Source organism: Hugenholtzia roseola DSM 9546, assembly GCF_000422585.1.
Classification (GTDB): domain Bacteria; phylum Bacteroidota; class Bacteroidia; order Cytophagales; family Bernardetiaceae; genus Hugenholtzia; species Hugenholtzia roseola.
Map to the genome: position 1 here is coordinate 73,364 of NZ_AUGI01000033.1, position 19,883 is coordinate 93,246.

The 19,883-nt window shown below is 43.5% G+C and carries 18 protein-coding genes; 7 read left to right on the forward strand and 11 right to left on the reverse strand.

Annotated features, from left to right (window positions below; translation table 11 throughout):
- Positions 1-19: 19 nt before the first annotated feature.
- The gene (locus G500_RS0101875) at positions 20-847 is read right to left on the reverse strand and encodes an alpha/beta fold hydrolase (protein WP_027001363.1); all 828 of its coding nucleotides are present in this window, start codon (positions 845-847) and stop codon (positions 20-22) included.
- Between the two features lie 173 nt (positions 848-1,020).
- On the reverse strand, positions 1,021-2,697 hold the full coding sequence (locus G500_RS21970; RefSeq protein WP_086047774.1) for a S8 family serine peptidase: 1,677 nt from the start codon (positions 2,695-2,697) through the stop codon (positions 1,021-1,023).
- Between the two features lie 389 nt (positions 2,698-3,086).
- On the opposite strand from G500_RS21970, the gene G500_RS0101885 reads away from it, so the two are divergent.
- Positions 3,087-4,250: a serine hydrolase domain-containing protein gene (locus tag G500_RS0101885; protein WP_027001364.1), complete on the forward strand. Its 1,164-nt coding sequence runs from the start codon at positions 3,087-3,089 to the stop codon at positions 4,248-4,250.
- Between the two features lie 110 nt (positions 4,251-4,360).
- Here G500_RS0101885 and G500_RS0101890 read toward each other — a convergent pair whose 3' ends face one another.
- Together G500_RS0101890 and G500_RS0101895 are read right to left on the reverse strand one after the other, a co-directional pair.
- Positions 4,361-9,181, reverse strand: a complete 4,821-nt coding sequence (locus G500_RS0101890) for a carboxylesterase family protein (RefSeq protein ID WP_027001365.1) — start codon at positions 9,179-9,181, stop codon at positions 4,361-4,363.
- 51 nt (positions 9,182-9,232) lie between these two features.
- Positions 9,233-9,676 (reverse strand): DUF4168 domain-containing protein, encoded by a 444-nt coding sequence (locus G500_RS0101895; protein ID WP_161626060.1) that lies wholly within the window; start codon positions 9,674-9,676, stop codon positions 9,233-9,235.
- A 39-nt stretch (positions 9,677-9,715) separates the two neighbouring features.
- On the opposite strand from G500_RS0101895, the gene G500_RS25920 reads away from it, so the two are divergent.
- Together G500_RS25920 and G500_RS0101905 are read left to right on the forward strand one after the other, a co-directional pair.
- Positions 9,716-9,898, forward strand: coding sequence for a hypothetical protein (locus G500_RS25920; protein WP_027001367.1), 183 nt, complete (start codon positions 9,716-9,718; stop codon positions 9,896-9,898).
- A gap of 105 nt (positions 9,899-10,003) precedes the next feature.
- Positions 10,004-10,435, forward strand: a complete 432-nt coding sequence (locus G500_RS0101905) for a transposase-like zinc-binding domain-containing protein (RefSeq protein WP_027001368.1) — start codon at positions 10,004-10,006, stop codon at positions 10,433-10,435.
- Here G500_RS0101905 and G500_RS26430 read toward each other — a convergent pair.
- The 5 genes from G500_RS26430 to G500_RS25925 all read right to left on the reverse strand — a co-directional run bounded on the left by G500_RS26430 (position 10,419) and on the right by G500_RS25925 (position 11,977).
- Positions 10,419-10,550: a hypothetical protein gene (locus tag G500_RS26430; protein WP_281169308.1), complete on the reverse strand. Its 132-nt coding sequence runs from the start codon at positions 10,548-10,550 to the stop codon at positions 10,419-10,421. The genes G500_RS0101905 and G500_RS26430 overlap by 17 nt on opposite strands.
- 38 nt (positions 10,551-10,588) lie before the next feature.
- Positions 10,589-10,909, reverse strand: a complete 321-nt coding sequence (locus G500_RS0101910) for a hypothetical protein (protein WP_027001369.1) — start codon at positions 10,907-10,909, stop codon at positions 10,589-10,591.
- A 213-nt stretch (positions 10,910-11,122) separates the two neighbouring features.
- A complete protein-coding gene (locus tag G500_RS0101915; RefSeq protein WP_027001370.1) occupies positions 11,123-11,323 on the reverse strand; it encodes a hypothetical protein in 201 nt (66 codons plus the stop codon).
- A gap of 11 nt (positions 11,324-11,334) precedes the next feature.
- Positions 11,335-11,571 carry a hypothetical protein gene (locus G500_RS0101920; protein WP_027001371.1) on the reverse strand — a complete coding sequence of 79 codons (237 nt, stop codon included), beginning with the start codon at positions 11,569-11,571 and terminating at the stop codon, positions 11,335-11,337.
- Positions 11,572-11,653: 82 nt separating this feature from the next.
- Positions 11,654-11,977, reverse strand: a complete 324-nt coding sequence (locus G500_RS25925) for a hypothetical protein (RefSeq protein WP_161626061.1) — start codon at positions 11,975-11,977, stop codon at positions 11,654-11,656.
- A gap of 675 nt (positions 11,978-12,652) precedes the next feature.
- Between G500_RS25925 and G500_RS0101935 the strand changes: the two genes are divergently transcribed.
- The 4 genes from G500_RS0101935 to G500_RS0101955 all read left to right on the forward strand — a co-directional run bounded on the left by G500_RS0101935 (position 12,653) and on the right by G500_RS0101955 (position 17,874).
- Positions 12,653-14,047, forward strand: a complete 1,395-nt coding sequence (locus G500_RS0101935) for a hypothetical protein (RefSeq protein ID WP_027001373.1) — start codon at positions 12,653-12,655, stop codon at positions 14,045-14,047.
- Between the two features lie 131 nt (positions 14,048-14,178).
- Positions 14,179-14,463 (forward strand): DUF4212 domain-containing protein, encoded by a 285-nt coding sequence (locus tag G500_RS0101940; protein ID WP_051203214.1) that lies wholly within the window; start codon positions 14,179-14,181, stop codon positions 14,461-14,463.
- A gap of 72 nt (positions 14,464-14,535) precedes the next feature.
- Positions 14,536-16,227: a sodium:solute symporter family protein gene (locus G500_RS21975; RefSeq protein WP_425402035.1), complete on the forward strand. Its 1,692-nt coding sequence runs from the start codon at positions 14,536-14,538 to the stop codon at positions 16,225-16,227.
- A gap of 255 nt (positions 16,228-16,482) precedes the next feature.
- Positions 16,483-17,874, forward strand: coding sequence for a TlpA family protein disulfide reductase (locus G500_RS0101955; protein WP_027001375.1), 1,392 nt, complete (start codon positions 16,483-16,485; stop codon positions 17,872-17,874).
- Positions 17,875-17,915: 41 nt separating this feature from the next.
- Here G500_RS0101955 and G500_RS0101960 read toward each other — a convergent pair whose 3' ends face one another.
- Positions 17,916-18,377 (reverse strand): OsmC family protein, encoded by a 462-nt coding sequence (locus G500_RS0101960; protein WP_027001376.1) that lies wholly within the window; start codon positions 18,375-18,377, stop codon positions 17,916-17,918.
- A gap of 239 nt (positions 18,378-18,616) precedes the next feature.
- Complete coding sequence (locus G500_RS0101965) at positions 18,617-19,876, reverse strand: sulfate adenylyltransferase subunit 1 (RefSeq protein ID WP_027001377.1); 1,260 nt, start codon at positions 19,874-19,876, stop codon at positions 18,617-18,619.
- Between the last annotated feature and the right edge of the window lie 7 nt (positions 19,877-19,883).

Consider the following 19,883-nt stretch of genomic DNA (forward strand, 5'->3'; position numbering starts at 1 on the left):
TTTCGCCTTATCTTTTCCCTCAAATTGAATTTGAAAGAGGCGATAAAAAGTCACTTATCAACGCCATCAATTCGGGAATTGCCTCCAAATTAAGGGTATGCCCCTTGTGTTTGATAAGCTCGAAACGTGCCTTAGGGAGAGCGTCTGCAATGGCACGCCCCATTTCGGGGGTTGTAAGGGGGTCATCTTGCCCTTGCACAACAAGGGTAGGCATATTGAGGTGTCGCAATTTAGGACGAAAATCGCCACTTTTTTCAGTGGCTTCCATCAATTTTAGAAGCGATTGGGTATCTAAATTATTCAATAAGCGCGTTTTTCTCAAATCTTCAATCGGAACAAGCGGATTAAAAAAGTATTCCTGCCCCAAAACCAAAGGCAACATGACATCTAACATCAATTCGTAGCCACCTGCCAAAAGGGAACGCCGCCAGCCCAAGCCAATAAAATCAAAATAAGGGGTTCTGTGGGCAAAAGTAGAAATCAGAATTGCTCTTGCTATCGTTTCGCTTTCTTGATACATCAGCCTCTGCGCTACTGCACCGCCGTAAGAAATTCCGATAGGAACGATTTGGCTTACTTTCCCCTGTTTTCGCAATTTTTCTACCAAATGCGCCACATCTGCCGCGTGTTGCTCGAAACTGCGATACTCTCTGCCTGCATCAGAAGCACCTTGAAAAATTAAATCTACCAACAAAATATTAAACTCCTTTCCAAACATTTTTGCGAAAGGAGTCCAAGCGGCGGTAGATTGGGAAAGCCCATTGAGAAAGACCAAAGTAGGAATTTGAGGCTCTTTTTCCCAAAATTCGTAGTAAAGCGACAAGCCGTCGGGAAGTGTGTGTTTCATCTGTTTTTGGAAATGTGTGTGAAATAGCTTCTGCCAAAGCCTATTTATATTTTTAGAAGCGTTCTCAAATAGGGCTTGTGGCGTAGATTTTAGTCTGCTCGAAGGTCTGATTTTCAGCTACTTACAAACAGACTAAAATCTATTTTTTTTTGTTTTTTTGTTTTTTACAAAACTTAGTCTTTCCATTGAATCTCCTGCACCATCTTTCCTATCAAAATGGTAGAAAATTTGACTTGCTTCGAGGGTCTTTTAAGGCTATAATTTTTGCCCTTGCCTCTGGAAAGGTAGAGTTGTTCGGTTACAAAACGCGCATCTTTTTTATGAAAGACCAAAACGCGCACGTCTTTTTCTTTGACTTTAAACTTATATTCTTCTCCTGAAACCGTTTCCGAAGGCTTCGTTTCCACTACCAAACCTTCGAGAAGTTGTAGGGCTTTCTCTGCATTTGGCACACCCTGCCCTACATAATTATTGCCGTAAGGATACAAGTTTGAAGATTCTTTCAAGACAGAAAACATTTCTTGATACGTAATATCTGGTTTTTTCTGCAATAAGCAGGCAGCAAACCCTGTGATATTAGGCGCAGAAAAAGAAGTCCCGAAGAAAGAAAAACAAGAAACATCAGGTTTGAGATATGAAACAAATTCTGCACCGACACTGCTATAAGAAGCCTTCGCACCACTGCCATTGGTTGCGCCCACCGATAAAACGTGCTGACTATCAGCAGGAGCAGAAATGATGCGCCATTTCTTGTCGTCGCCCTCATTTCCTGCCGAAACAATCAAAATCATGCCTTTTTCTTGGGCTGCAATGGAGGCTGCCTTCGTAATTTTTGCCGTCTGACCGTCCATCTGTTCGGGTGCGTAGTCTTCATTTTTATCGTCAAAACCTTTTGAATATCCCAAAGAAGTATTGACTAAACGCACACCCGCGCTATCGAGCCACTCTATTGCGGCTATCCAAAAATCCTCCTCGCCACGATATTCGCCTTTGCCGTCGTCGGTGCGTGCCAAATAAAAGTTGGCATCAGTGGCTGCCCCATAGTAGGCTTTTTTCTCGCTATCAAACCCTGTTAGCATTTCCAAAACCTGCGTACCATGACTTTCAGAGCCATATTGCGAATCGTTGAAGTGATTGCTGCGCTGCGGATAGACGAAATCGCGCACACCCAAAACGCGCTGCTCCTCACTTTGGAAGAGGTGAATCAGGTTGCGGCTATCCTTTGCCCCATAAAAACCTGCATCAACTACGCCCACCGTAACGCCCTTGCCCGTCAGTCCTAATTTCTGAAAAGCCTGCACCCCAAGTTGCTCCATTGCCGTTCCGTATTTGGCATTTTCATAGTCGTTGGTAGGAAATTTTACCACCTGCAAACTTACATCGAGGCGTTCTACACGCTCAATTTCAGGAGCTTGACGCAATTTCTCTACCTGCGCTTGGCTTAGATAGGCAGAGGCGGCATTGAGCCACTTTGAAACACAAACTACTTCTGCTTTTTCTTCGGTAATGATTGAAAGTTGCTTTTTTGTGAGTGGCAAATCGCTTTCTTGAAAAAGTGGCAAGCCCAAAGCCAACCTATTTTGCAGCGTTTTTGGCGAAACCAAAAGGGTAGGGTCTTGTGTAAATTGTTCTTTTTCTTTAAAAAAGACCCAATACTTGTGCTTTTCTTTGTTATCGGAAAGCCCCCTACCTGATTCATTTTGAGAGGATTTACTTTGAGAAGATTCTTGTGGTAGGTCAGAAAGAGCTGCTTGCTGTCCCCAGAGAAGCGAAAAAGGCTGCCCCATAGATAAAAAGGCAAGCAAAAGAATGGCTGCCATGCGCCCAAAACAGTGTTTTAAATACATCATATTTTTATTAAAAATGTAGCGAAAGATAATAAAAGCGACCCAATGCGCCTACAACAAAGATAAAGCAAATCCGAAGCCTACACAAACCCAAAGCCGAAAAGTAGCGATAAAATTGTCTTTTTTATCCTTTTTGCCCCCATGATGTTAGATTCTAAAAATGAAGGGCAAATGTTGGGGACAAGGTATTCAAGGTATTGTCTTGTCCGAAGTCGGATTGAAATAAAAAAAGTTTTCAGAACCAAAATCAGGTTCAAGAAAGGCAAAATGGATAGCAGGAAGATTGGGACATATAGCCTAAAATGCTTATTTTTGCTATCTAATTAGATGACTCCAAACAAAGTCGCAGCCTTTTTTCGCCTCTTTATCTCTCAACCTTTTTGCTTATCGATATGAAAATCTTAATGAAAACCTTAAAAATTTCGCTGCTCGTAGTGGGTTTGCTGCTGGTAGGCGTTGTCATAACGGCTTATAGCCTCGATATGGACTACCTGCTCAAGGGCGTGCGTACCATCTACCTGCAAGGACACCAAACCGCTTTTTTAGGCGATTACAAAGAATTTGACAACCGTACTATCAAAAACGCACCCGACCAAAGGCAGCCTTGGGCGCAACATCAACATTACAACCAAAAAGCCATTCCCGACATTTTACAACAGACGCATCAGGAATTAGGCACTGTAGCCTTTTTAATCATCAAAAATGATAGCCTCCTTCACGAATATTATGCCGAAGGATATGATGCCAATTCGCACACCAACTCTTTTTCGATGGCTAAAAGTATTGTTACTGCCGCCTTGGGACATGCCATTAAAGAAGGTAAAATTAAATCTTTAGACCAAAAGGTAGTTGATTTTTTACCCGAATTAAAGGGTAAATATGCCTCCGACCTAAGCGTAGGCGACCTCTCCTCGATGGCTTCGGGTTTGGCCTGGGACGAAAATTATTACAGTCCTTTTTCTATCACAACCAAAGCCTATTTCTATGACGACTTAGATAAAATGATGTTGGAACTTGAAGTGAGTGAGCCGCCAAGCCAACGTTTTCATTATTTGAGTGGCAATACCCAACTTTTGGGCATGGTCATCGAAAAGGCAACGCAAATGCCCTTAGCCGACTATATTTCGGAAAGTTTTTGGAAGCCTTTGGGTGCGGAAAACCCCGCTTTTTGGCAATTAGATAGCGAAAATGGCACAGAAAAAGCCTACTGCTGTATCGCCAGCAATGCGCGTGATTTTGCCCGTTTTGGCAAACTCTTCAAAGATTTAGGGCATTGGAACGGCAAACAGATTCTCGACACTGCCTTTGTCCAGACCTGCATCAGACCGCGCTTTGCCGACTCGCCCGAATATGGCTATGGCTTTTGGCTTAGTAACTACAAAAACAAAGCAATTTTCTACCTGCGCGGACATTTGGGGCAGAACGTAATTGTCATACCCGAAGACAACCTAATTATTGTGCGATTGGGACACCAAAACGGAGGCAAATCCGAAAACGACCCCCACGACCGCGATTTTTATACCTACATAGACCAAGCCTATCAGATGCTACCCTAAACTTTTCCGATAAAGACGAGCATAAAAAAGAAAACCCTAAGAAATCTTGCTTTTCTTAGGGTTTTTCAGTAAAAAGTTTAAAAGTTGGTTTTAAAACTATTCAAAACCGACTACTCTTTGATGAGTTTTCTAATTACCGTTTTTTCTGCATTTGAAAGCACGATAAAATAGCTTCCATTCGCCCACGATTGGGTCTGGATTTGAAGCGTTGGCTCTACGTTTTCATACTTTTGTATCCATACGACTTTGCCTGTGGCATCGTGAATTTCTACTTGCAGGTCTTTTTCGAAGATTTTATCGAGTCCTACAAGATGGCAGAGGTCTTGGGTAGGATTTGGGAAAATCTGCAACGCAAGATTTTCGGTAGGCTCTTGCTCCTCGCCCGTAACGCCTGTGGTTAGGAAAAGGCGTTGCGTTTTGGTGGCACAATTCGAGGCATAGACCACTTCGGCTTGGTAGTGTCCCACTTGTGTAGGCGTAATTTCAAGTGCATTGCCTAAATCGCTGCGCATTTCACCATTAAAATACCAATCTACACGCGCTACCTGCCCCTGTGTTTCCACTTTTAGAGCCGAACCGATACGCAAAAGACGCGCCTTTTCTACCGCAATCACGTCCAGCGCAAGGGCAGAGGTGAATTGTGCGCAATTCTGACCCGCCGCACGCGAGCGCAATTCTACCGTATAAACGCCTTCGCTGCCCACTTCAAGGGTCGGAACTTGGGTTGTGGTTAGGAAAATGCCATTTCTATACCAACGGTAAAGCGTCTGTGGAAAAGCAGGCACTTCTAAAACCGTTGTGCTGCCCTGACATATTTGTGTATCTGTGGCACTTAGCGCAATTTCTTCGGGGAAAGCTCCCAAAACAACCTCAACTACGGACGAAGTTTGCGTACAGCCATATTGGGAAACCTCTACGGTATAGTTTCCTGCCATAGATACGGTGAGAACTTCGCCTTCTGCTACCGATTCTCCATTTCTAAACCAACGGTAAGTCGCATTGGGCAATGATTTGGCACTCAAAAGCCCTTGGCGGCAGAAAAAGACCTGCGCGGAAGCCAAAATTTTGGCTTCGGGCTGATAGTTGAGATAAACCGCTACTTTGTCTGAAACCGTAAAACAGCCACTCGCGTTTTCTACTCTCACCGTATAAATGCCGCTTTCGGTAGCGAGGTATTCGGGCGTTTGCGTCTGGGCTACCTGCACGCCATAGCGATACCAAGTATAGGTTTGGATAAGGTCGTTGGTAGGCTCTAATAGTTCCAAAAGCCTGCTATTTTGGCAGGTATAAATCGCCTTTTGGGTAGCCAAATCAGAGGTTAGGTTCAGAAACTGCGCCATAGGAGCGGTTTGGGGTATAATTTCTACCCTTGTGCGCTCGGTGCTTTCGTATTTCAACCCTTCTGCCGCCACATAAAAGACGGTAGGCGAAGAAATAGGATACTCGAAGATGCGTGTCGTCAGGCTTTTGAAAAGCAAATTTCCGCCTTGGGGTGCATCATACCAAAGAAAAACGGGGTTTGTGTGGCGATTGATAGCCTGCAAACGCACATAAGGATTGTTTGAGCAGGCAGGGCGCAAAATTTCTACCAAAGGCATTTCGGGATAGGTATGTTCTCTGCCATTTGCTGTTGCCGTTTCTGCACCGCGATAGGCTTCCAAACGGTAGCGATATTCGGTATCATTTTGCAAGTCTGTGTCCAAATACTCACTCACATCTGCCTCTAAAAAGGCGATAACTTCCCAACCGTTTGCAGCACTATAACGATAGAGGCGATAGCCTTGTGCCTGTGGCGAAAGTTCCCAAGTTAGCGCGATACTATGCGTATTGACTGCCACGAGGCGAAACTGGTTTGGAATCGTTAGGGCAGGGGCAGGAATAAAGCCGCCACCCCCTACTAAGGGGCTATTGAGGAACAAGACCTGCAAATCGTTTCGGACAGAGCCACTAACTGTTGTCGCATTTCCTCCATTGAAAGCTGCATCTAAGAAAGTAACGGTTAGGTCATTGACGTTTTCCGCGCTGGTGTGCGGGTTAGCATTTCCTACCAAAGAAAAAGTAGCCGTTGTGCCGCTTGTCTTGATGATTTGTGCCGTCAGACCTGCGGGCAAATTGAGTACCGTAACCGCACCTGTGGCGACTAAATCTGTTCCGTCTGCCCCTGCAAATTCCTTGCAAGGCGCAAGGGTAAGATTGAGCGCATTGCCAATACTGCCATCGTTGGCGTTGTTTTCACTAAACTGTGCGCCACTATAAACCAAAAATTCATTGGCACTCACAAAGGCATTTGTCGTACAAGCATTAACGTTTCCATTTGTATCCGTTACGGAAATCATAACCGCTTGCGTACCCAAGTCGGCACAAGAAAAAGTCTTCGTTGTCAAACCTGTGTCAGTAAATACAATAGAGGCAATGCCACAATTATCGCTACTGCCATTATTAAAATCGGAAGCTGAAACTGTAAGCGAACCTGTCGCATCTAAATTGAGGCTCAAATTCTGACAAACTGCCGTAGGCAATGTATTATCTGCTACTGTAAGCGTTGCAGAGCAAGTGCTAACGTTGCCATTTGTATCAGTAATGCGAATGACAAGATTTTGTACGCCTGCCGTAGCACAAGTAAAGGTTTTGGTAGCCGCAGCCGTATCGTCAAACAAAATAGAAGCAATGCCACAATTATCGTTGCTGCCATTGTTGAAATCGGAAGCCGAAACGGTAAGCGAACCCGAAGCATCTAAATTGAGGCTCAAATTCTGACAAAGCGCAGTAGGTAAAGTAAAGTCCAATACATTGAGCGTTGCGGTGCAAGTGTTACTATTTCCTGCCGCGTCTGTAAAACGAATAACAGGATTGTGCGCACCAACATCACCACAATCGAAAGTTTTGGTAGCCGTTCCTGTGTCATCAAATAAAATGGAAATAATACCACAATTATCGCTACTGCCATTATTAAAGTCGGAAGCCGAAACAGTAAGCGAACCCGAAGCATCTAAATTGAGGCTCAAATTCTGACAAAGGGGGGTAGGCGTAAGGTTATCAACGACGGTAAGCGTTGCGGTGCAGGTGCTACTATTCCCTGCTGCGTCTGTTACTCGAATTGTAACTGTATTCGTACCTATCTGACTACAATCAAAAGTTTTGGTAGCCAGCCCTGTATCGTCAAACAAAATCGAGGCAATGAGGCAGTTGTCCGCGCTACCATTATTAAAATCAGTAGCCGAAAAGGTAAGCGAACCCGAAGCATCTAAATTGAGGTTCAGATTCTGACAAACTGCCGTAGGATTTTGGGCATCTACCACCGTCACCGTTTGGGTGCAAGTGTTGATGTTGCCGTTGATGTCGGTTACTGTCCAGACGACGGCGGTTGTGCCTACGGGATATACGCCGCTTGCATCAGCCGTATTATTGAAATCATTGACAAGAGAAACGGCGCACCCATCTACGGTAGGAGCAGTCAGGGTTAGATTGGCACTGCAAAGCCCTGCATCTGCATTTGCCGAAACATTGGCAGGGCAGGTGATAGGGGGCGGATTTGAAGGCGCAGTAACGGTAACGGTTCGCGTAATGAGGGTTTTATTTCGCGCCAAATTCCGCTGAAAAGGACGAACAGAGAGGCTATGCGTGCCTGCACTGTTCCATTGTACCTGTACCGAAGTGCTGAAAACGGTAGGCGGCGTTACGAAAGTTCCCCCTACTACTTGCCATTCATAGTGATAATTGTCGGTATTGGAAAGGGTATAAGTTCGGATATTGAGAGCAGGATTGGTACTTGAAAAGCAAACTTGGTCGTCGCCTACAATTTGCACCTCAAAGGGTTTGAGGCGGTATTCATAGGAACATTCGCCCATACGATTGCGTACCAAAATCTCATTTGCCGTTGTGCTAAGATGCGGATTGTGGTCTAAACCTGTGGTATCATGCAGGGTAGTGGGTGCGCCAACGCCCTGTGCGTAGGGGTGAATTGTACCACTGCCATATACAACGGGCAAATCCGTAATAAAAGCGAAATCAGGAAAAGGCTCGCCACTGCTATAAGGCACTGTGCCGTCATCAACACTATGAAACATACAGGCAGGCGCGTCGTCTGCACCTTCTACATAGGAAAGAAAACCCAAAGCTCCTGCCCAAGCAAAAGCCATGTTTGCCTTTCCATTTTGGGTCTGATTCTGACCTACCCCATCAAGCCCACCCAAAGAAGGCCAGTTGTTGGAATTGCCATACGTACCCGAAGGAACGGCTTGTGTCTGGACAGGAATTTCACCTACCTTATCCAAATGAATGTTGTGCAAAGCCACAAAACCACCTGCACTATGCCCTGCAATGAAAACTTGGTCAGGGTCTATGCCATAAGTGGCGGCATTGGCGCGAAAAAAGCGAACTGCCTGCCTGCCGTCCTGAACGCCACGATACACGCCGCGATAAGAAGCATCTGCATTTAAAATATTCATACCCAAACGGTAGTCTATCGCTGCCGTAACAAAACCGCGCCTTGCCAAACGCTCGGCATAACGTTGAATATCGGTATCTGCGCGACTGCCTGCCACAAAACCACCTCCAAAACAGATGATAATAACAGGACGTTTGGTAAGCGTATCACCTGTGGGCAGGTAAATATCCATGTCCAAATTTTGCTGTTGCGTCGCCATATCGCCCTCATTTGGCGTTACGATGCTGGCGGTAGGTGCAAAAAAAGGTGCAAAGGGATTAAGCTGTGGTGTTGTGCGTACTTTGGGAATATTTGTGCCAAAACGGACGTTGGGTATGAGCGTTGTGGTAGGAAAGACCTCCTCTAAGTAGCGATTGGGAAGTTGGGCTTGTGCTTCTTTCGCCCAAAGGCTTAGGAGGCAGAGCAGGAAAAGATGCCCAAAAAGTGGTTGTCGTCGTGAGAAGTGCGAAAACGCATTGGTGAATCGAGGTAGATATTGTTTCATCTCTATTGTGTTTGTGAAATGGTGTTGTTTTAAAATCATTTTCAAAAAAATCTAATCTTGCGCCACTACAAATTGATGCACCTGTTTGTGCAGGTTGTGGTCTTGTGCAATGGCTGCCTTGATGTAGAAATAACGCGCTTCGGAAAGCCCCTGCGAAGTTGCCAACTTGCGCTTTTCGGCTTCTAACTTTTGCTTCAAAGTGGTAAGTTCTACTTTGAGCGTCTGATAGGCGGCTTGCTTGTCTTTTGGTACAATTTTTTCGCCTTCTACCAAAATTTGTGTAAAAAGCTCGACCCCAATGGGCGAATTTTGAATCAGCGTCGCCACTTCTTTTTCATACTCGGCTTGTAAAGGATTGTGCATTTTGAGCGTCTTGGCATAAAGACGCAATTCCTGTTCTGAAATTGGCTCATTTTGCGCCCATAAAGACTGCCCTACTGCACCCAAAAGCCAAAGGAGAAGGCATAAAGTAAAGGTAGGAAACAAATTTTGCATGGGAAATGAATAGTTAGGTGAAAGAAAGATAAAGGTAAGATGAAGCAAAAGACAAATTGGGTTGAAATATCGCATTTTTTAGCCGTAATTTCAAATGTAGAAGATAAAAATACCGCTTTTGGCTACAAAAGTGCTTTTTTATATCTTCTAAGCCACTTTTTGCCTCGTAAAATTTTGGAAAACTTGCTTCCCACCAAAAAAAATAGAAATAGCATTTGGTAAATTGATATACAAATGCTAAATTGCAGTAGCTACGCGCTGTAAAGTTAGGATAGCCATGAAAAAAACGCCTTTCCCATTTTCCCAACACAAACAAAATTTTGTCCTATGTCCGCACAATTACCCAACTGCCCACGCTGCGACAACCACAGCACCATCAAAAGCGGCGTTATCAGAAACCGACAACGCTACTATTGTAAAGCCTGCGAATACTACTTCACCGTACAAAAAGAAGGAAAACGCATCGATAACTACTACGTCATCAAAGCCTTACAGCTTTATTTGGAAGGACTTAGCTACCGCGAAATAGAGCGCATCATTGGCGTAAGTCACGTATCGGTCATGAACTGGGTGAAAGAATACCGCATCAGCCGCCCCAAGATGCGCGATTCAAGACCTACGTATCGCGTCTTGAAGCACCGCGAGCTTTTAGAATTTTTAGAGGACAAAGAAAACGTCATCGACAATAGCTTGCTTATCACCCCTGTAGGCGATAAATTTATGCTTATCAAATGGGAAAAATTTAGGGGGCAATCTTAGGCAGAATTAGGTAGAGAATGGGCTGAAAAAGTGAAAAATAGCATATTTTCTTACATCTATAACCGAAGCAGCCGTCGCCGAGGGCGTTGTCCGTCGGCGAGGCTTTTTTATTCATCTTATGCCGTTATTGGTGTCTTCACCAATGACATTAAACTACTCACAGGGCTGCGCCTGCGCATAGTGTTCTTCGGTGAAGGTGTAGTAAAGCGTGAATTTAGCACGTTTAACTAATTCAGGGGTGTAATTGTCGTAATTACGGAAGTCGAAAGTGCCTGTTCTATTGCGAAAAGTATGAGAAAGACATTTTTCGTTTTCGAAAATAACAACCAAAGAATCACCTGTTTCTTCAAGACTTTGTCTAAATCCCCATGCTTGAACAAAAGGGTCGCCCACCAAATCAACAACCACAGAGTCATTGGGCGACAACTGATAGGTCTTAAAGGGATTTGTATCAATGCTATTAAACAAATTCATTTTAATTTGTTGAGAGGTAGTGTTTTTATATACAAATTTGACTTTTTCTATGTGACCGTGGTCAGTTGTGCAGGACGCTGCTGTCAATAACAAGCTCAAAATAAGACTAATTCCAATAATCAAAGAGCGTATCAACATGGATTTCGGTGAGGTTAATGTATATTAGAAAGGGAAAAACCCTAAGTTTATTAAAGAAACTTAGGGTTTGAGAAACTACTCACAGGGCTGCGCCTGCGCATAGTGTTCTTCGGTGAAGGTATAGTAAAGCGTGAATTTCCTTTGCTCGACTAACTGTGGCGTGTAGTTATCATAGTTGCGGAAGTCGAAAGTGCCTATTTTTGTTTCAGTTTCATGTTTGATACACTTTTCATTATCAAAAGCGATAATAACCGAATCACTATTACCATGACTCATATACCACGCCACTACCCTGGGTCGCCTACTTGTTCTACCACAAGCGAATCATTGGTACGAATGAGAAAACGCTTCACCAAAGCCGCATCAGAAGTAGGATAAACATTAACCGATAAATCATAAGGTGTCATGTTTTTATATACAAACATAGCCCTTTGTATGGGTGCTTCGTCTGTAGTACAAGAGGCTGCCGTCAGAAATAGAATAGAAATAAGATTAATTCCAATAATCAAAGAGCGTATCAACATGAGGTTCGGTGGGGTTAGTGTATTTAGTTTTGATGTTAGCGAAGAAGTCAGAGCAGAAAACCCCGCCCTGACCAATCAAATGCTACTCACAAGGCTGTGCTTGCGCATAATGTTCTTCGGTGAAAGTATAGTAGAGCGTGAATTTGCGCTGCTGCACTAATTCAGGCGTGTAGTTATCATAGTTGCGGAAGTCGAAAGTGCCTCTGTACTTATCATCTCTATCTACCTCTGATAGGCATAGTAGTTCATTAAAAATGATAACAGATGAGTCCCCAGCAGAATTGATATTGTCATTAAAATGCCAAGGTTTTACCCCAACATCACCCTCCAATTCAACCGATACAGACTCTCCTTCTTGCAAGCGAAGGGTACGAAAAGCACTGCCTAACTTGTTGTAAACAACCATTTTAATAGGCTGCTTAGATTGATTTTTATAAATCAGAGTCGCGGTGGTGCGATAGGATATTTCTGCCCCTTCATCAGAACAACTCCAAAAAAGAAAGCAAAAAACAAAGCTAATTCCAATAATCAAAGAGCGCATCGAGGTGTTGTTTTGTTGAGTTGGTGTATTTGTTTTTAATGCTACTACGTCAAATAGAAATGTTAAGCGTCTTAAAGAGTCTTCGCTTTCTGACTGCAAATTTGGGGTTTTGATTTGGAATAAAAAAATCTTTTTTTTCTGTAAAAAATAGCGTTTTCGAATCTTGAAAAAATACAAATCTGAATTATTTTTGCGTTTTTATCAGCCAAATAAAATTCTGCGCTACCTTTAAAAGGCTCTTCAAAAGGCGGTTATTTTCGGAAAGACGCAACTTTTATAAGTTTTGTGGCAAGAAAGACAAAATTAAACAGAAGAAAATCACACGCGACAAATAAGTTATGCTTATTATCTAAATTTGACAAAAAAGGAAAAAACCTTACTTCATCTATTTTGAGAGTGTTCCGCTTCTATTGGGTCTTTTTGAAATAGCTATCTCATTTTTACAAAAAACGATACTCATTTTGCATCTTCAACGGCTCTCTGCCTAAATTGCCCTCACCAAAGCAAAAGAAAGTTTTACCAACTAAACACACAACAAAGATGCAAAAAAGATTTTTTACACTGCTGTTTTGTTTGGCAATCCTGCCACTTTACAAAACCTTTTCGCAAGAAGCGGAAAAACCCAAAGAAGACCACAGCTACAAACCGCTGACTATGAAATTGAGCGAAGACGGAAAAAAGTACGTCCGCTTTATTATCTGGAATCAGGTCTGGGCGCGTTATACGGAAAATAACCCTGGGACTTTAGATGTCAATGGGGCAGAGCAGGCGAATAGTTTTGATGTAGGCATGCGCAGGGCGCGTGTTTTGGCGTATGCACAGATTTCGCCGCGCTTTATGATAATGACTCACTTCGGTATCAATAACCAAACTTTCGTGAACGGAGGCATACCCGCAGGAGGCGCGACAGGAAATAGTGGTGCTATCGGCGGACAGAGCGACATCGCCGTTTCTGCCAAAAAGCCACAACTCTTCCTTCACGATATTTGGAACGAATTTAAAGTAGTAGATAAAAAGCTCTATATCGGTAGCGGCTTGCACTATTGGAATGGCATTTCGCGCATGACCAACGCCAGCACGCTCAACTTTATGACCATAGATGCACCTATCTTCAACTGGCCTTTGATAGAACTCACCGACCAATTTGCGCGTCAGTTTGGCTTTTACGCAAAGGGTCAGTTGGGCAAACTTGATTATCGTATCGCCTACAATAAGCCTTTTAGCGTAGGCGGCAGAGCCGAAGATGTGGCAGATAACGGCATAGCGGTCAATGTGCGAAACGAAAATTGGGCTTCACAAGGCTATTTTAATTGGCAGTTTTTTGACATGGAGTCAAACCTACTTCCCTATTTTGTAGGCACTTATTTGGGTTCTAAAAAGGTCTTTAATATCGGTGCAGGCTTTCACTATCACCCCGAAGCGACGGCTTCAAAAACAGCAGGCGTAGTAACCAATCACGACATGTTGCTTATCGGAATTGATGCCTTTTTAGATTTGCCGCTTAATAAGGAAAAAGGGACTGCCCTAACTGCTTACAGCGTTTTCTACAATTACGATTTTGGCGACAACTACTTGCGCAACGTAGGCATTATGAACATTGCGACAGGCTCCGACCCTGCTAAGGCGACCTTTGCAGGCGCAGGCAACTCGCAACCGCTTATCGGTACAGGCAATATCTCTTATACCCAACTGGGTTATTTGCTGCCTACTTTCAAGAACGGCAACAAAGTTCAGCCCTTTGCCGCCTTTACCTACAAAGATTTTGAGCGTTTGAATGATTCTTCTACCCAATTTGATTTGGGCATGAACTACTTTATCAATTCGCATCACGCCAAAATCACGATTCAGTATAGCACGCGCCCACTTTACGACACCGACCGCAATAGAAGCGGCAGCGCAGGCGAACTGATTTTGCAGACGCATATCTTCTTGTAGCCTTTTTTCACTTCAACTTTAAACCCTATTGAAAAATGCTCTGCCTCATAGAAAGAGGCAGGGCGCACCAAGTCTTTGTTTTTCTGTTTATTTTTCTAAAAAAATCCTTTTCTCTCTAAACACACACCACCATGGCATCAAATCTAAACAAAAACGGTCAGGATATCGAACGCCTAAAAGAATATTGGCGCAAAAATATCACCTACGTTGGCATCTTACTTTTCATCTGGTTTATCTCCTCGTATGGCGCAGGGATTCTCTTTGCCGATTCGCTCAATGAGATTCGCATTGGGGGCTTCAAGTTAGGGTTCTGGTTTGCCCAACAAGGGTCTATGTATATTTTTGTGGGTATTATTTTCGTCTATGTCTGGCTTATGTCTAAATTAGACAAAGAATATGATGTAGATGAAAAATAAAAGTTTATTTCCAACTTATTTGCCTTCTCATAGCTTTTCAAACCTTTACAACCTTAAAACACAGCACCTTTTATGAGTATCTTAATTTGGACTTATATCATCGTGGGGCTAACCTTTGCCCTCTATATAGGCATCGCGATATGGTCGCGAGCAGGCTCTACCAAAGAATTTTACGTGGCAGGCGGTGGCGTTTCGCCCCTTGCTAACGGCATGGCGACGGCGGCAGACTGGATGTCGGCAGCTTCTTTTATCTCTATGGCTGGTATCATTGCCGCCATTGGCTACGACGGTTCAGTTTATTTGATGGGCTGGACAGGTGGTTATGTACTTTTGGCACTTTTGCTTGCACCCTACCTACGAAAATTTGGCAAATTCACCGTTCCCGACTTTGTGGGTGAGCGTTATTACTCTCAAACGGCGCGTTTGGTAGCCGTTTTTTGCGCCCTTTTCGTGTCCTTTACGTATGTGGCGGGTCAGATGCGCGGTGTGGGCGTAGTATTTTCGCGCTTTTTGGAAGTGCAAATCGAATGGGGAGTAGTTATCGGCATGTGTATCGTCTTTTTCTACGCCGTTTTGGGTGGTATGAAGGGCATCACTTACACACAGGTAGCCCAATATTGCGTCTTGATTTTTGCCTATATGGTGCCTGCGATTTTCATTTCGCTACAAATGACCGATAGCCTCTTTCCACAGCTTGGTTTTGGTGCAAAAGTAGCAGGAACAGACCTCTATCTTTTGGATAAATTAGACGGTTTGCACAAAGAATTGGGCTTTGCTGCCTATACTGACGGTGCAAAATCTATGATAGATGTCTTTGCCATTACGGTTGCTTTGATGGTAGGAACGGCTGGTTTGCCACACGTAATTGTGCGCTTCTTTACCGTACCAAGAGTAAAAGATGCGCGTATTTCGGCAGGCTACGCCCTTATTTTTATCGCAATTCTCTACACGACTGCCCCTGCGATTGCTGCCTTTGCGCGTACTAATATGATTGAAAGTGTCAGTGGTAAGAAAATCTCGGAAATGCCTTCTTGGGTACAAAACTGGGAAAAGACCAAACTTATCACGATTGAAGACAAGAATGGTGATGGTATTGTCCAATTCTACAATGAAAAATCGAAAGATGCTGCCTTTTTAGCAAGTGCCGAAGCCAAAGGTTGGAAAGGCAACGAACTTACCGTAGATAGAGATATTATGGTTTTGGCAAACCCTGAAATTGCACAGCTTCCCAACTGGGTCATTGCCTTAGTAGCGGCAGGCGGCTTGGCAGCAGCCCTTTCTACAGCGGCAGGTTTGCTTTTGGTTATCTCTACTTCTATTGCACACGACCTTTTCAAAAAAATCGTCATGCCTGATATTTCCGAAAAAGGCGAATTAGTGGCGGCACGTGTAGCAGCAGCCGTAGCGGTAGTAATTGCAGGTTATTTCGGTATCAATCCGCCCGGATTTGTGGCAGAGGTAGTCGCTTTTGCCTTCGGCTTGGCAGCCGCCTCCTTCTTCCCCGCCATTGTATTGGGCATTTTCTACAAACGCCTTAACCGCGAGGGTGCGATTGCAGGCATGGTCATTGGCTTGCTTTTCACAATCGGCTACATCTACTACTTCAAATTTGCCATTCCCAAAGAAGAAAATATCGCTGCCAACTGGCTCTTTGGCATTTCTCCCGAAGGTATCGGCACGATAGGCATGATAGTCAATGTAGTAGTAGCCCTTGTTGTGAGTTCGCTAACTCCCCCCCACCGCAAGAGGTACAGGACATTGTAGAAGAAATCCGCCTCCCACGTGGCGCAGGCGAAGCAACCCATCATTAAGACTTATAGAAATGGGTACAAAGTAAATTAGTAAAGTGTGTGGTTAATTTTAAAGTTTAGAAAGTAAAAAGTAGCCTTCTCTAAGAAGGCTATTTTTTTGTGCTTTGGCAAGTTAAAATTTGTTAAAGTGATTAAAAAAACTTGTCCAATCGCATTTAAAATTTTACTTTTATGGGTCTTATTTTTGTGAAAAGTTTATGATAACAACATGAAAAATACACTTCTCCTCCTCTTCCTTTTTTTGAGCAGCTCTCTTTTTGCCCAAAATACAGATACAACCTTTGCGCTGCAATTCAACTCCACGACCTATGTTGAAATGCACTGCCCCACCTGTCCTGATGCAGATTATAGCATTGAATACCGCCCTGCCCTTACTAAAAGTTGGGCGCGATTTGAACTAGCGCAGGTAGCACAAGGTATTTTTGCAGGAACAGTTAGTTTGCATCTTCCCGAAACGGTGCGCCTGCTTCGAAACAAACCGCAACGCAATTATGTCAGTTTTCTTGTACTTGTGCCGAATGACACTTTAAAAGTACAAATTAAATATGATAAAGAAAATGATGAATATATTTTTGAAAAAATTTTAACCAGCCAATATCCTACCCTAACCCAGTATGCCGTAGATAAAATTAAAGATTTGGGCTATCATGAAACAGATTTTGCCTTAGCAGGGCTAACGCCCGAAGAAAAGTTGGCTTTTATAAAAAAGGAAATAGCCTATTTAGAAGCCTATCAGAAAAAACACAGCCTACCCCTTTGGTTTTTTAATCAAGCAAAAGAAAGCCCACAATACATCATTTCCTTTGACACAAGTCTTGTCAGCCCTCCCCTTTCCAACCGTCATGCGCTTGGCAGTACCTATTATATGATGCACTTAGATAACTTTATTCAGGTAGCTTTGGGCTATAAAAAAATAAGTGAGATAGCCACCTGTGCGCCTTTTCTCTCTGATAGCACGCTACAAACGCTCAAAGTCAGAGCCGAATATGCGGAAAAACAGGTAGCTTTTGAAGTGGCGGAATACTACAAACTCTATCTATTGACTAATTTTCTAACCCTAACCAGCGACGAAAAAGAAGCCTCTACACTTTTTAATATCCTCAACTTTAAACAAGAAGCAATTAAAAATTATGCAATACATACTATAAATGATTTTACACAACAAGTTACTTATCTTAACACAGAAAAAAAACTTCCAGAATTTTTGCTCAAAGATATAGAAGGAAACTTGGTCTTGCTTAATGAATCGTTGGGCAAAACGGTTTATCTTAGCTTTTGGTTTCCCTCCTGCGCTCCTTGTATTCGTGCCATTCCCGACAAAAATAAATTGGTAGAAAGCCTGCCTTCGGACGAGTTCGAACTCATCAATATTTGCGTATCGGGCAGTGAGCAAGAATGGCAAAATGCGATTGAGCGTTTTCAGATGAAGGGCAAAAATTTTTATGTAAGCCATACCGAAATAGAAAAAGAACTAACCCAACTATTTGGTATTAGCACTTTTCCCCATTATGCAATCCTAAAAGATGGCAAGATACTCATTCGCAAAGCAAACTCTCCCAACAAAATCGCACCCGAACTGCGCGACTTGCTAAAAAAGTAGCCTTCTCAAAGAAGGCTATTTTTTTGTACAATATTTTAAACTTAATCAAAATAAACAACTTTCTCCCTTCTTTGAATAGAAAGAGCCACAGGCGTACTGTTTTGCAAGTTATCTCCTACGGGACAGCGACGCTCGATTTCCTGCAACCACTCCAAAAGCAGAGGGTCGGAAGCCGTTGTTTCAGGCTCTAAAAGCACCTCCAAAGCCTGATAGCCTGCCCTTTGTAGGTCGGAAAAGCCAAAAAGCCGTTCAGGATTGATTTCACCTTTCAAATTTATTTTCAAACTTTTTAGCTCAAAATTGTACTCCTTCGCAACCAAATGCGCCACTACATTCAAACAGCCTGCATAAGCCGCCAAGAGGTACTCGACAGGATTGGGCGCAAGGTCGGTGCCACCCAAAGCCTGCGGTTCATCTACTAAAAGCTCGAAATGACGCACTTTTGCGCGAAATTTGGCAGAACTTTCACTTTTTCCGCTCAAAGAAAAGGTAAGATTCGACATTTTTTGTAATTTTGAATGGTGAAAAAAAGATAAGCCACAATGGGCTGCTACCCATTGGGAAAACGCAACCTTACATTTCTTGCAGGATTTGTAAGGTTTTTTTTGAACCGTCGCTGAGGCTGTTAGCCGTCAGCGAGGTTTTTATTTTTGATAGAACTTATTGCTGTCAGCGAGGTTTTTGTTTTTTTTAATGAACAATTTTATTTCAATCCGACTTAGAATAAGGCAGTGCCTTGTGCCTACCTAAACGGCTCAAACATCAGAGCCGCAACCGTCAAATTGCTCGTTTCATCTATCAAAATGGCACTGCCACCTGCCCTTAGCTCCTGATAAGGGTCATAGACCAACGGTTGTGCCGCTTTCAGTTCGAGGCTGCCGATGTCGTTTAAGGCAATCTGCGCAACTTGGCTTTCCTTTTCTAAGGTATTGATATTGAGGCGATAATCGACATTTTTAACTTTGCACCTGACCCTTCGGCTGTGCTGTTGCAGCAAATAAGTGCCGCCTATTTGCAAAGGCTTGGTATCCAACCAACAAAAACGCGCCTGCACCTGCGAACCAATAAGAGGCGGCTGCTTTTCCCCTACAATCAAATCGCCCCGACTTACATCTATCTCATCGGCAAGGTGCAAGACTACACTCTGCCCTTCCGCCGCAAAAGGAATTTCTTTTTGGTTCAATTCTATACTTTTTATCGAAGTGGCAAGACCTGTGGGCTGCACCCAAACCGTATCGCCTTTTCGGAAAATACCGCTCTTTACCGCTCCCGCATAACCGCGATAATCGGGCAGTTCGGCAGTTTGAGGACGCAAAACGTACTGCACCGAAAAACGCTGCGGCTGCTCATTTTTTTGTTTTTTTGTCGCAATTTCTACGTTTTCCAAATATGCCAAAAGGGTTTCGCCTTCATACCAACTCAATCCATATTCGCTGCGATTGACAATATTTTCTCCGCTAAGGGCAGAGATAGGAATAAACTTAACGGTTTCTAAGTTTAGTTTTTGTTGTAAAATTTGAAAATCTGCCTGAATCTGCTCAAAAACAGTTTGGCTATATCCTACCAAATCCATTTTATTGACCGCCACTACCATCTTGGGAATACCCAAAAGTGCGGCAATGAGGGCATGGCGGCGCGTCTGCTCAATCACTCCCTTACGCGCATCAATCAAAACGATAGCAAGGTCGGAATTAGAAGCCCCCGTAACCATATTGCGCGTGTACTGCACATGCCCTGGCGCGTCGGCAATGATAAATTTTCGCTTAGGGGTAGAAAAATATTTGTAGGCGACATCGATGGTAATGCCCTGTTCGCGCTCGGCACGCAAGCCGTCTGTCAGGATTGCCAAATCTATTTCGCCTGCTTCTCTATTTTTACTCTGTTTGGTAATGGCGGCAAGTTGGTCTATCAGAATTGACTTTGAATCATAAAGCAATCTGCCTATTAGCGTACTTTTGCCATCATCTACACTACCTGCGGTTATGAAGCGTAATATTTCCATCTGAATA